Here is a 12,851-nt window from a genome sequence, read left to right as displayed (position 1 = left end):
ATGGATATAAAGAAAACAGTCGAAGCCGAGGAGAGCTTTCTCATTTCTCTTCGTCGTCATTTCCATGAAAATCCGGAGCTGTCGCAGCAGGAATTCCAGACCATGGACTTCATCGAAGAAACACTCCATGGCTGGGGGATCTCTACGGTCCGTGTACCGCGAGGCGGTATCTTTGGCATGATCGACAGCGGGAAGGATGGCTGGACGGTCCTGATGCGAGCAGATATCGATGCGCTGCCGATCGAAGAGAATCCGAAGAATCTGGCATGCGAAAAGGTGTGCCTCTCGAAGAATCACGGCGTTTCTCATGCCTGCGGGCATGACGGTCACACGGCGATGCTCCTCACCGCGGCGAAGATCCTTGCAGCACACAAGGATGAATGGGAAGGCAAGGTACTTCTCATGTTCGAAGAAGCAGAGGAAATGGGAGAGCGTGGTGTCGGTCATCTGCTGTCCTATCTGGACGAGAAGAAGATCCATGTGGATGCCTGCTATGGTACGCATATGATGTACTGCCTGCCTGCGGGCAAGGTCGCGGTCATGTATGATGGTGTACTGGCAGGTGCCTTCTTCTACCGTGTAAAGATCCATGGCAAGAGCGGACATGGCTCCATGCCGAGCCTTGCCGTCAGCCCGATCGACTGCTTCAATACTTTCTACATGGCGCTTCAGTCTTACCGCATGCGGAAGGTCAGTCCGAGAAACTGCCTCACCTATTCCTTCGGTATGGTGCAGGCGGGTGACACGCCGAATGTCATCCCTGACGAGCTCACTTTCGCCGGTACAGCGCGCTGCTTTGTGAATGAAGACGGGCTTTCCTTCCGTGAGGATTTCTGGAAGCTGCTCAAGGACATCTGCGACAACTACGGCTGCACGGCAGAGATCATGGAAGACCAGTACTTCCCTGTCACGGCCAATAATAAAGAGTGTGTAGACTTGGCGCGGAAAGCCATCGCCGAGCGTGTGGGTGATGTCATGGAAGACACCGATCCATGGATGGCTTCGGAGACCTTTGCCATCACCGAGTCCACCTACCCGGGCATCTTCACTTTCACCGGCGTGAAAAATGAAGCGCTGGGCACCGGAGCGAACCACCATACGCCGGAATTTGATATCGATGAGAGCGGCCTCAAGGTCGGCGTCGAAGCGGCACTCGCCTATATCCTCGCCATGCTTGAAGAGAAACCGGAGATCAAGTCCTTCCATAAGGAGGATCTGAAGCTCATGCTGGAGAGAGCGGAATAGATAAGGTTGTTGGGTTCAGGTTGACAGGTTTCAGGATCGGAGAACGTGCACGGAGAGCCCCTTTCCGGAGGAAAGGGGGGACAATACGCATGTTACATGACAAAAGTTTGAAAGCAGGGATTAGGGATTAGTGGCTAGGGATTAGGAGCCTCGAGTGACTAGTCACGGGTGACTGAGAGACATCAGACTCTCTCGTATCGTCATTTCGAGCGTAGCGAGAAATCTTTCTTGCAGTCCGATAAACGATGTATGTGTGAAAGTAGAAATACCTAGCACCAAGGCGTAGGTTCCCTGCCAGTGCCTATGCGATGATACTTACCGTAGTGTGCCATAGAGATCTCTCGCCAACGCTTTTGATGACGACGGCGCGAAACGCTATCAAAAATCTGCGGTGCTTCGTTATGTTTGCGCCGAACCAACCCCTTTGAACCTCTTGAACCTATAGAACCCAGTCCCAAGTCACTATTCTTTGGAGCCTTTATGACGAATACCATCAAACTTCTTTTCCTTGCGATCCTCACCGCGTTTGCCCTCTGGCGGACACAAAGCCATGATGACGCCATGACACTTGTGACGGCGGGCATGGTGACACTCTGCTTCGTCCTTTCTGCGTGGCATATGTGGAGAAATCGGAAATAAAAAAAGAGCCTTCGGGCTCTTTTTTTATGGAGATAAGGAGGCTGTGAGAAGTCAGAGGTCTGAGGTCTGAAGTCTTTGGGCTAAAGTCTTCGACTCTCCCCGTCTCCCTGCCTTTAAGAGATTTGTCTCTTTTTGAGAACGCCAAAGAAGATACCTACGATATGAGCTGACCTTGAACCCGGAACCTTGAACCTTTATACTAAAGCCATAGAGACGAAATAGATATAACCATTTCCCAAAGGAGATCTTCATGGCAGTCAGAAGAAAAAGAGCAACGAAAAAGAGCAATGGACATCCATTTCTGGTCCTTCTCTTCTTTATCAGCCTCGTGGTGGGCTCGGCATATATGACAGACCGGATGACGAACGCACCGACGGCGGACAATGCGGATCAGGTGACGGCGATCCGTCATATTTTCAATGACAAGGAAATGCAGGGGCTCGTCCCGAAGGAAGACCAGGGGACGCCCGAGAGCGTGAAAGAAAAGATCAAGGATATCATCAATAAAACCGTCGTCGTCGAAGCCAAAGCGGACGATGAGGATACGCCGAAGGCCGCCGAAGTCACGAAAGCTGACAGGGAGACAGAGCGCATGAAAGAGGATGAGGCGAGAGAGACAGAGCCGTCGAAGGAAGTTTTCAGCATCAGCCATGTCGTCTCCAAGATCACAGGCAAAGAAGAGCCGAAGGTGGAAACACCGGCGAAAGAAACGGTCGTGGCTTCCGCTTCTTCGGAAAGGACAGAGAGCGCAGACTCTCGTGAGAGGACATCTGCGCCGGCTCCTTCCTCCGTAAAGAAGACGGAGCCCGCCAAAGCAGCACCTGCAAAGTCCGGCAAGAGTGAAGCTCGTGCGAATGGCAGCTCTGAAAAAGCATTGCCGGTCAAAGCGGCATCCATCTTGCCGCCGAAAGAAAACGCCGGCGGGCAAGTGACCGGCCGCCTTGCCATCGTCATCGATGATGCGGGGCGCGATCTGGACTCCCAGCACATCTATGAACAGATGGGTATCCCGCTCACGCTGGCCGTCATGCCGGATCAGATCCATACCAGAGATGCCGCACTCTCGTGGCGCGCGCACGGACTTCCCGTGATTCTCCATCAGCCCATGGAGTCCGTCTCTGGCATCGGCATGGAGCCGAAGGTCATCTTGACGTCCATGAGCGATGCGGCCATCCGGCAGATGCTGAGGGACTCGCTTTCGCAGCTGCCGGAAGCCATCGGCATCAATAACCATCAGGGATCGAAGGCTACCATCGACGCGAGGACCATGGATATCGTCATGAATGAGCTCCACCATCGCGGGCTCTTCTTCTTCGACAGCCACACAAACAGCACGACGGCTGCGGACAAGGCTGCGAAGACATACGGTGTGCCCTATGTGAGAAATGACCTCTTCGTCGATAATTCGGCCTCTGTCTCTGACATCTGTGCGATGATCCAGGAGGGCGCCGATCGCGCGAAGAAAAAGGGTACGTATATCATCATCGGCCACTGCCGTCCGCACACCGCCGAAGCCTTCCGCCAGATGGTGCCGAAGCTCAAGGCACAGGGGATCGAGTTCGTGTACCTGTCGTCGTTAAAAACGTGACTGGTAGCTAGTGACTAGTGATTAGTGATTAGGGCGGCTCGTGCTAAGGAAATCGTTAGCGACGCAGCGTCTTGCTTCCCCCTTCGGGGAAAGTGCCGAAGGCAATAGGGGCATGCTAGCGGTTATCGAACAATGTGGGATATACCGTAGTGCTGCCCCCTCAGCCCTTCGGGCAGCTCCCCCGATGGGGAGCCAAGAACGTTCTGCCGCTTAACTTAATGGCATTACTCAAAAAAGGCGGCGAAGCCGCCACCTTCCCCATAGAACCCATAGAACCCATAGAACCCATTGAATCTATTGCCCACCTCAAAAAATATTTTCCATACAAAGGAGCATACGCTATGTCAGATACACGAAATCTCGTCCTCATTTCCGGCGGCACGTCAGGCATCGGCCTCGCGGCGGCGAAGATCCTTTCTCGGGAAGGCTATGAGCCGATTCTTCTCGGCCGCGATGAGGAAAAGGGACAGCTTGCAGAGAAACAGGCAGCGGGCAGCCATTTCATCCGCTGCGATGTGACGAAGACAGAAGACTGTGAGCGCGCAGCTCAAGAAGCGGCCATGCGGGGAAAGGTTCGTGGGCTTGTCATTTCTGCCGGTATCTATGCAGAAGGGCTTTTGGATAATATGACAGACGCGGATATGGAAACGATGTTTGCCGTGAATGTATTCGGTGCGATGAAGCTCGCCCGTGCGGTGATCCCCCGGATGCGCGGCGCAAAGGGGAGTATCGTCTCCGTGGCCTCGGATGCCGCACTTGAGGGCAATGTGCAGTGCAGCCTTTACAGTGCGACCAAGGGGGCGCTCACTTCTTTCACACGCTCGCTGGCCTTAGAGCTTGCTGTCGATGAGATCCGCGCGAATGTCGTCTGCCCGGGGGATGTCGATACGCCGCTGCTTGAAAGGCAGCTGGCAGTCTATGGCGGCAGCCGCGAGGAAATGGCAGAGTGGTATCCCCTGGGCCGCATTGCGAAAGCATCTGAGGTGGGCGAAGTGATCGCATTTCTGATCTCCGAGAGGTCTTCCTTTATGACAGGGGCGGTGATCCCTGTCGATGGCGGACTGACAGACTGGTGACTTGTGGCTGGTGACTTGTGACTAGTGACTAGTGACTGGGGACTAGGAGACATCAGACTACCATATCGTCATTTCGAGCGAAGCGAGAAATCTTTTTTGCAGACCGCTAAACGAAGAATGTGTGAAAACAGAAATACGTAGCACCAAGGCGTTGTTTCCGTACCGGTGTCTATGTGATACTGACAGTAGTTCAAGGGAAACGCTGATTCAATCGCAGAGTCAGATTTTACAAGAATTTTTATACATAGCTTCGTCATAGCCTTCCTTAAATAGCTCGCTATTCGCGTCAGGCTATTCCTCGCTATGCATAAAAATTCAAGAGTAAAATCTGACAACGATTTAATCAGTGTTTCCCAAGAAAGACCCTCGGCTGCGCTTCCGATGATGACGGCGCGAAGCGCTATCAAAATTCTGCGGCGCTTCATTATTTTTGTGCCGCACCACCATTTCTCATTTCTAATTTCTCATTCTAGCAAAGCTTTCATCCACAATCAAAGGACGCCCCGCCCAAGGGCTAACCCCGAACCTTCCTACTACCCACTCCCAGAGAAATACGTTATAATAAAGACAGCCTGATCCTTGTAAATTAAACCTGAAAATCCGGGAAGGCCGGAGAAGGAGGGACTTATGAGTGAAGAAATGGAAAAGACACCGGTTGTCCGTCAAGAGAATGCTCCTGTCGTGAAGGAATCGCAGCTGCCGGCAGAGAAGAAAGCCGCTGAAGTACCGGCTGTCGCCCGAGCAAAGGAAGAAGCCCATGTCGACTCTCCGGAAGCTGATGTAGAGATCCGTATCATTGATAACCGGGATGAAGAAGCCGAGAACCTCATCCGCTGGGCGGCAGGACGCGCCGGCGTGATCGTGGCGGCTCCTGTCCTCGGGACGGTCGCTCTGGTCGCTAATGAAGTCTACATGATCGCGAAGGTCGCGAAGGTGTATGATGTCGAAGTGAACCAGACCGCGATCCTTTCCTTCATCGGTTCGCTTGGCGGGACGGTCATCGGCACGACGCTTGCGACACTGATCCCGATTTCCATCATGCAGATCCCGATCGGCGTCACCGTCACCTATGGCGTCGGCAAGGCCGCGCAGCGCTGGATCAAAGACGGCATGCCGGACGATACCCGCCCGTACCGCGCTGTTTTTGAAGAAGAAAAGGCGCTGGCAGCATCTGAAGAAAAGGAACTCGAAGAAAATCCGAAGAAAGACGAACCGCTCGGAGATGAGAAGAAGGACTTCACCAAGGAATTGAAAAAGAATTGGGAGGACGTGTACCCGGAAAAGGCACATGCCAAGATGAATGAACTGGCCGATCAGCTTTCGGAATCCGTCACGGTGCTTGGCGATAAATTCCTCTCTGCCCTGAAAAAAGTCGGCGTGACCGATGAACAGATCGAGAAGGCGAAGTACACCGCACTCGGTGCTTCGGAGATCGCACAGGAAACGGCAGAAAAGGCCGCCAAGGATCTGCAGGCTATCGCGCGCATCAAGTCGAGAGAATTCAAGAAGGATGCGGCGAAGAAGGCGGAGGTCGTGAAAGCGCAGGCCAAGGACCAGATGGAAGTGCTCCAACAGAAGCGGGAAGAGATGAAGCGCCAGTCCGAAGTCCAGTCCCAGCAGATGAAGCTCAAGTCCGAAAAACTGAAAGCGCAGGCACGCGTCCAGATGCAGGAAGCGAAGATCCAGGCGAACAAGCTGAAGATCCAGGCCGAAGAATTCAGAAAGCAGGCGGAAGAGCAGGCAGAAATGGCGAAAGCCTCTGCTCAGGAATTTTCTGAAAAAGTAAAAACGCAGGCGGCAGAATACAAAGAAGCCGCCCAAGCCAGGGCCGCAGAAGCGAAAGAAAGCCTCAAGCAGACCGCCAGCGAATACAAGGCCAAGATCGAAGAACGCGCAGCCAAGAAGCAGGCAGAAGCCAAGAAAGAAGGAAATCCCGGTGAAAATCCTGGAACAGCTGAAGAAATTGGTAGCACCGCTCAGGAAGCTCCTAAAAAAGACTGAGCCGGCGTCTTCGGTAGACGGACTTCATAAAGAGGAGATCGGCGGCGTCCTGCGCCGCGAGATCTCACCTTGGGCGCGCCGCCGCATCCGCCATCGCCGTGCGAATCACCCGTGGGTGAGAGGACGGCGCGCGAAGCTCTCATTCTTTGAATGAAAAGATTCCGGGTTCAGGTTGATAGGTTCACGGTTGAAAGCAGGGATGAGTGACTGGTGACTGGTGACTTGAATACCACTTTAGGGCATCGCCTATATATATTTGCGGCGAAGCCGCCACCTTCATTCCTAATTCCTCATTCGAGCAGAACTTTCATCCACAATCAAAGGGCAGTACGTCCCACGGGCTAACCCCAAAACTCCCTCTTGACTTGCCTTTCCAATCAGCCTATAATAACAAAAGTTATGTAAAGGCAAGGATGAAGACGTTTCGCATGGACCTCATGCACAGAGAGCTTTCCGATGGTGGGAGGAGAGCGTTGGGGCTGCGGATGGATCACTTCAGAGCTGCGGGGAAGAAAAGCCCCGACGGGACATCGTTAATTGTACCGAGTGGCCATAAGGTCATGAGGGTGGTACCACGGGAAATCAATTCTCGCCCCTTATCGGGCGGGAATTTTTTATTTTGGTCATTTGTATGACCCCAGGAGGAAATTCGTCATGGACTACAGCAAGACCCTGCACTTACCGGAAACTGAATTCCCGATGCGCGGCAACCTTCCGAAAAAGGAACCGGGCTTCGTAGAATTCTGGCAGCAGAATCATTTGTATGAAAAGAGAATCGAAAAGAGAAAAAAGGAAGGCGCACCGACCTTCGTACTGCACGATGGCCCGCCTTATGCAAACGGCAAGATCCACATCGGTCATGCGCTGAATAAGACACTGAAGGATATCATCGTCAGATACCACCATATGGCTGGCAATGAAGCCATCTATGTACCGGGCTGGGATACCCATGGCCTGCCGATCGAATACGCCGTACTCAAGGACTCCGGCGAAGATCGTGCGAACATGACCCCGCTGGAACTGCGCAGGAAGTGTCTCGCTTACGCGAAGAAATGGATCGAGATCCAGAAGGAAGACTTCATCCGTATGGGTGTTGTCGGCGATTTCGCACATCGCTATGTCACCTTTGATCCGCATCTGGAAGCGAAGGAACTGGAAGTTTTCGGCGAAATGGCAAACAAGGGCTACATCTACAAGGGCAAGAAAGCCGTTTACTGGTGCACCCACTGCGAGACGGCACTGGCCGAAGCAGAGATCGAATACAAGGACAGAAAGTCTCCGTCCATCTATGTCAAATACCCGATGATCGACGTCCATGGCCTCCAGCCGGAAGGCGTAGATCCGAGCAAGGTCTTTGCCGTCATCTGGACCACCACCCCGTGGACCATCCCGGCTTCCTGCTACATCAGCGTGAATCCGAAATTCACCTATGTCTGGGTACACAACAAGGCTGCTGATGAATACTACCTCATGAATAAGGAGCTGGCTCCGGCATCCCTTTCCGACTGCAAAGTCGAAGACTATGAATTTGTCGGACGTGAAATGCTGGGCTCTGAACTTGACCTTGCGAAATTCGAACACCCGCTGGCTCATTTCGCTCCGGAAACCTACGGCGACCGCACCATCTATGTTCTGGAAGGCAACCATGTCACGCTGGATGCCGGCACCGGCTGCGTTCATACCGCACCGGGACACGGCGTCGACGACTTCGAAGTCTACAAGACCTATGAAAATGCCGGCAAGCTCCACCAGCCGATCGTCTGCCCGGTCGATGAAAAAGGCCACATGACGGCAGAAGCCGGCGAATTCCTCGTCGGTAAGACCATCTGGGAAGCGGAGGGTCCGGTGATCTCTACCCTCGCGCATGAAGGCAGACTCCTCGGCAAGAAATCCCTGCACCATCAGTACGCGCACTGCTGGCGCTGCAAGCAGCCGGTCATCTACAGAGCGACCGATCAGTGGTTCGCTTCCATCAATGATTTCCGTGACAAGGCACTGAAAGCCGTCGATGACACCCGTTTCATCCCATCCTGGGGCCATGACCGTCTGTACAACATGATCCGTGATCGTCAGGACTGGTGTATCTCCCGCCAGCGCTCTTGGGGCGTTCCGATCCCGGCTTTCTACTGCGATGACTGCGGCAAGTGGATCATCACGCCGGAAACCATGAAGAAGGTCGAAGAGATCGTCGAAAAAGAGGGTACCGATGCATGGTGGGCGCATTCCGCAGAAGAACTTCTGCCGGAAGGATTCAAATGCCCGCACTGCGGCGGCACACATTTCCATAAAGAAAAAGACATCATGGACGTATGGTTCGACTCCGGCTCCACATGGAACGGCGTCCTCCGCTATCCGCATGAAGAGTCCTGGAAGGATATGTCCTATCCGTGCGATCTCTATCTCGAAGGCTCTGACCAGCACCGCGGCTGGTTCCACTCCTCTCTTCTGACTTCTGTCGCTGTCAATGGCCATGCGCCATACAAGGCTGTCCTCACCCATGGCTTCACCATGGACGGCGAAGGCAGAAAGATGAGTAAGTCCGTCGGCAATGTCGTCGCTCCGCAGGATGTCATCAACAAATACGGCGCTGATGTCATGAGACTCTGGATCTCCTCTGTCGACTACCAGGGCGATGTCCGTCTGTCTGACAAGATCGTGAAGTCCATGAGCGACGTCTACAGAAAGATCAGAAATACATTCCGCTACCTGCTCGGCAATCTGTCCGACTTCGATCCGAAGACCGACTCCGTCGCTTACGCAGATATGGAAGAACTCGACCGCTGGGCACTGCTACGCATGGAACAGGTCAAGGAGACTGTCCTCAAAGCCTATGATGACTATGAATTCCATGTCATGTACCATGCTGTCCATAACTTCTGCACGGTTGATCTCTCTGCGATCTATCTCGATATCCTGAAAGACCGCCTCTATACGGAAAAGGCTGACTCCAAGCTGAGAAGAAGCGCACAGACCGCGATGTATGAGATCCTGACTACGCTGGTCCGCCTCGTCGCTCCGGTCCTCTGCTTCACCTCCGAAGAAGTATGGCAGGCTCTTCCCAATAAGGAAGAAAGAGAATGGTCTGTCCATATGTCCGATATGCCGAAGGTCAATGAAGCATACCTTGACAAAGCACTCGATGAAAAATGGAAGAAGCGCCTCGCTGTAAGAAGCGTCGCTATGAAGGCACTCGAAGAAGCCCGTCAGGCGAAGGTCATCGGCCATCCGCTCGATGCGGAAGTCACCGTTTATGCGGACGGCGAAGCCTATGACATCGTCAAAGCGATGGAAAAAGAACTCGCAGACTTCCTCCTCGTGTCCCAGACGCACATCGTTTCCGGTACAGCAGCGGCTCCGGAAAATGCTGCTTCGAATGAAGAAGGCACGGTGAAAGCATCTGTCGCTGTCTGCACGCTCGCCAAGTGCGAACGCTGCTGGAAACGCTCGGCGGATGTGGATGCCGATCCGAAGCACCCGGGTGTCTGCGCTCGCTGCGCACATGTCCTCACCGAAATGGGCGAATAACCTTTGCCAAATAAAAAAGCATGCTCCGAAAGGAGCGTGCTTTTTTTAGTGACTGGTGACTAGGGGAGTTTCTTACTTCAATAGCTCGCTATTCGCGTCGGGTTATTCTTTGCCATGTATAAAAATTCAAGAGTAAAATCTGACAACGATTGAATCAGTGTTTCCCTAGACTTTATCTTCGATGTTGACTATAATGTAGGTAAATAACAACATTATAGTCAGAAATGTAGGTAAATAACAACATGGGAAGAGGGAAAGTCATTCTGTATCCGCAGGTACAGAAAAAATTAGAAGACTTGGGACACCGCATCAAACTGGCGCGGCTTCGCCGGAAACTCACAATAGAGATGGTGGCAGAGCGTGCGAAGATTTCGCGTTTCTCTGTGCGCGAGGTAGAGAATGGCTCGCCTTCTGTAGCGATTGGCATCTATGTCAATGTGCTGATGGCGATCGGAATGGTGAAGGAACTGGACAATTTCCTGGCAGATGACCCGTTGGGACGCATGCTGCAGGATGATGAGCTGTTGAAGTATAAGTGAAAGGGAACTGAATGAAAGACGAAAAAAGTTATGAATTGCACGCCGCCTGGGAGGAAGGACACCGCATCGGACGCCTCATCATCAGCCATGACCGGCGGGGGCAGATGATTGCGTTCGAGTATGAGGAAGACTGGCTGGAGAAGCACCCGGGCTTTATGCTGGACCCAGCGCTTTTTCCTTTTCCCGGGCGGCAGTATGCAGAAGCGGGCCTGTTTGGCTTTTTGGAAGATGCTTCACCGGACCGATGGGGACGGGAGCTTCTGAAGCGGAAAGAACAAGAGATGGCCGAAAGGGAAGGGAGATCTCCAAGAGAGCTCGATGCCTGCGATTTCCTGCTCGGCGTGGAGGATGATGTACGGATGGGCGGTATCCGTATCTATGATGGCAGCGCATATATTTCTCACGACAAACGGCGGGTACCACCGCTGACAAGCCTCCGGGCGCTGGAAGACTGCGCTCACGCTTTCGAGCGGGCAGGCGCTGTTTTACAGAATACCGATTTTCAGGATTTGATTTCCATTGGTTCCTCCTTGGGCGGTGCCCGTCCGAAAATGAATGTCATCGACGAAGCAGGCGAAATCTGGATTGCCAAGTTTCAATCCGATCGGGACAGGGAGCACACGGAAAGCTGGGAGTATCTGACTCATGAGCTGGGGGAGAAGTGCGGCCTTCATATGGCAGAGGCGAAGCTGGAAATGATAGAAAATCGGAGCTGCTATCTCACGAAACGCTTTGACCGTGAACAGGATGCGCGGATTCATTTCGCTTCTGCGATGACGATGGTCGGCAAGCGGGATGGAGATGATGCTTCTTTTTTTGATATTGCGGAATGTATCAGCTCCCTCAGCTGTGATGCCAGAAATGACCTGCAGGAGCTGTGGCGGCGTGTGACTTTTAGCGTACTCGTAAATAATACGGACTGTCACCTCAGAAATCACGGCTTTCTGCTGACCGAAAGAGGTTGGCGTCTCGCACCGGCGTATGATATCAATCCAAATTTCTATACTAAAGATTTCGCACTGGCTATCGATGAGAGAAACCGAAGACCAGACCTGCAGGCGGTGATAGAGACGGCTCCCTACTATGAAGTGGCATGCCCTCGCGAGGAAATCGAGCGCATGCAGGAAATCATTCAGGTGGAGTACCCCTTTCTGGCAGAAAAATGCCGGATTCCGAGAGAGGAAATCGTAAAGATAGAACGCATCTGGCAAAGATGGAGCATATGACGTGTGGTGCCTGGTACAAAAAAAGCAGCCCTTCGGCTGCTTTTTTACTTGATATACATTTCATACACGATCTTGCAGAAGAAGATCGAAAGGACCAGAAGAATGATCGGCTTCACATTGCGTGCGCCGCCCTTTTCAAAGTAGAGCGCACCCAGATAGTTGCCTGCCATCCCGAAGAGACCGGCGATGATGCCCAAGGGGAAGAGTACCTTGCCATGCAGGAGGAAGATGCAGAGCGCTGCGATATTCGTCGTCGAATTGATGACCTTCGTCACGCCGTTCGCCTCTTTCAGAGGAAGATGCGCGATGCCCGTCAGAAGCAGCAGCAGGAAGGTGCCGGTGCCGGGGCCGTAGAAGCCATCATACACGCCGAGGAAGAGGGCAGTCACCATGCTGAGGATGACCGTTTTCTTATACGTGTACGGCGATTTCTCTGTGACCAGTACATTGCCGCGCGTGAGGTAGAGCCCTGTCGCAGGGAGAACGATCAGCATGAAGATCATGAAGATCTTCGCATCCATCAGGAGAGCAAGATTCGCGCCCAGCGAGGAACCGGCGAAGGCGCAGACCACGCAGGAGAGCGAGAGCTTCCACGGGATGAAGCCGCTTTTGGCAAATTTGAATGTCGCAAGCACTGTCCCCATCGTCGAACTCATCTTATTTGTCGCAATGGCATTATGGACGGGAAGCCCGGAGAGCAGGTAGCCCGGCAGGGAGATCAACCCGCCGCCTCCGGCGATGGCATCGACGAAGCCCGCAAGCATGACCAGCGGGCAGATGACAGCATATTGAAGAAATGTTTCCATGGGTAGCTCCTTAGTGACTGATGATGAGAGATTGCTTTGGCGGATCCTGTTTTCTTAAAACAGCCGATTTCCTTATCATAGCATATCTGAGGAGGATGGGAAATAAAAAACTGCGAGCCTGCGAATGAAAGCCCACAGTTTTTGTCGTAGGGAAACCAAATGCGAGGAAAGCAGCATTTCCTTACGAAAGGCAATGGATAGAGAGC

The 12,851-nt window shown here is 53.0% G+C and carries 10 protein-coding genes; 9 read left to right on the top strand and 1 reads right to left on the bottom strand.

From position 1 onward, the window contains the following. The 9 genes from ACGG9R_RS07985 (at position 1) to ACGG9R_RS07945 (ending at position 11,839) form a co-directional block, all read left to right on the top strand. A complete protein-coding gene (locus ACGG9R_RS07985; RefSeq protein WP_390153676.1) occupies positions 1-1,245 on the top strand; it encodes a M20 family metallopeptidase in 1,245 nt (414 codons plus the stop codon). 480 nt (positions 1,246-1,725) lie between these two features. Further along, the gene (locus tag ACGG9R_RS07980; RefSeq protein ID WP_390153673.1) at positions 1,726-1,884 is read left to right on the top strand and encodes a hypothetical protein; all 159 of its coding nucleotides are present in this window, start codon (positions 1,726-1,728) and stop codon (positions 1,882-1,884) included. A 250-nt stretch (positions 1,885-2,134) separates the two neighbouring features. Further along, entirely contained in the window at positions 2,135-3,472 is a 1,338-nt protein-coding gene (locus ACGG9R_RS07975; RefSeq protein WP_390153670.1) for a divergent polysaccharide deacetylase family protein, read from the top strand. A gap of 341 nt (positions 3,473-3,813) precedes the next feature. After that, positions 3,814-4,548: an SDR family NAD(P)-dependent oxidoreductase gene (locus tag ACGG9R_RS07970; protein ID WP_390153667.1), complete on the top strand. Its 735-nt coding sequence runs from the start codon at positions 3,814-3,816 to the stop codon at positions 4,546-4,548. Between the two features lie 627 nt (positions 4,549-5,175). Next, positions 5,176-6,549: a hypothetical protein gene (locus ACGG9R_RS07965; RefSeq protein ID WP_390153664.1), complete on the top strand. Its 1,374-nt coding sequence runs from the start codon at positions 5,176-5,178 to the stop codon at positions 6,547-6,549. Further along, positions 6,485-6,703: a hypothetical protein gene (locus ACGG9R_RS07960; protein WP_390153661.1), complete on the top strand. Its 219-nt coding sequence runs from the start codon at positions 6,485-6,487 to the stop codon at positions 6,701-6,703. The genes ACGG9R_RS07965 and ACGG9R_RS07960 overlap by 65 nt, the downstream gene beginning before the upstream one ends. A gap of 500 nt (positions 6,704-7,203) precedes the next feature. Beyond that, complete coding sequence (gene ileS / locus ACGG9R_RS07955) at positions 7,204-10,074, top strand: isoleucine--tRNA ligase (protein ID WP_390153658.1); 2,871 nt, start codon at positions 7,204-7,206, stop codon at positions 10,072-10,074. Between the two features lie 242 nt (positions 10,075-10,316). Then, positions 10,317-10,613 (top strand): helix-turn-helix domain-containing protein, encoded by a 297-nt coding sequence (locus ACGG9R_RS07950; protein ID WP_390153655.1) that lies wholly within the window; start codon positions 10,317-10,319, stop codon positions 10,611-10,613. Between the two features lie 11 nt (positions 10,614-10,624). Continuing rightward, a complete protein-coding gene (locus ACGG9R_RS07945; RefSeq protein ID WP_390153652.1) occupies positions 10,625-11,839 on the top strand; it encodes a type II toxin-antitoxin system HipA family toxin in 1,215 nt (404 codons plus the stop codon). Positions 11,840-11,883: 44 nt separating this feature from the next. Here the strand turns inward: ACGG9R_RS07945 and ACGG9R_RS07940 are convergent, their stop codons facing one another. Next, on the bottom strand, positions 11,884-12,645 hold the full coding sequence (locus tag ACGG9R_RS07940) for a TSUP family transporter (RefSeq protein ID WP_022105040.1): 762 nt from the start codon (positions 12,643-12,645) through the stop codon (positions 11,884-11,886). Positions 12,646-12,851 lie beyond the last annotated feature (206 nt).

It is taken from the genome of Dialister sp. i34-0019-2H8 (genome assembly GCF_042846925.1).
GTDB lineage: Bacteria > Bacillota > Negativicutes > Veillonellales > Dialisteraceae > Dialister.
The sequence above is the reverse complement of the archived record's forward strand: the minus strand, read 5'-3'. Positions and strand labels throughout refer to the sequence as shown.

Bases quoted from the DNA above. Each gene is read 5' to 3' on its own strand.
- ACGG9R_RS07985 (WP_390153676.1), top strand. From the start codon at position 1: ATGGATATAAAGAAAACAGTCGAAGCCGAGGAGAGCTTTCTCATTTCT.
- ACGG9R_RS07980 (WP_390153673.1), top strand. From the start codon at position 1,726: ATGACGAATACCATCAAACTTCTTTTCCTTGCGATCCTCACCGCGTTT.
- ACGG9R_RS07975 (WP_390153670.1), top strand. From the start codon at position 2,135: ATGGCAGTCAGAAGAAAAAGAGCAACGAAAAAGAGCAATGGACATCCA.
- ACGG9R_RS07970 (WP_390153667.1), top strand. From the start codon at position 3,814: ATGTCAGATACACGAAATCTCGTCCTCATTTCCGGCGGCACGTCAGGC.
- ACGG9R_RS07965 (WP_390153664.1), top strand. From the start codon at position 5,176: ATGAGTGAAGAAATGGAAAAGACACCGGTTGTCCGTCAAGAGAATGCT.
- ileS (WP_390153658.1), top strand. From the start codon at position 7,204: ATGGACTACAGCAAGACCCTGCACTTACCGGAAACTGAATTCCCGATG.
- ACGG9R_RS07950 (WP_390153655.1), top strand. From the start codon at position 10,317: ATGGGAAGAGGGAAAGTCATTCTGTATCCGCAGGTACAGAAAAAATTA.
- ACGG9R_RS07945 (WP_390153652.1), top strand. From the start codon at position 10,625: ATGAAAGACGAAAAAAGTTATGAATTGCACGCCGCCTGGGAGGAAGGA.
- ACGG9R_RS07940 (WP_022105040.1), bottom strand. From the start codon at position 12,645: ATGGAAACATTTCTTCAATATGCTGTCATCTGCCCGCTGGTCATGCTT.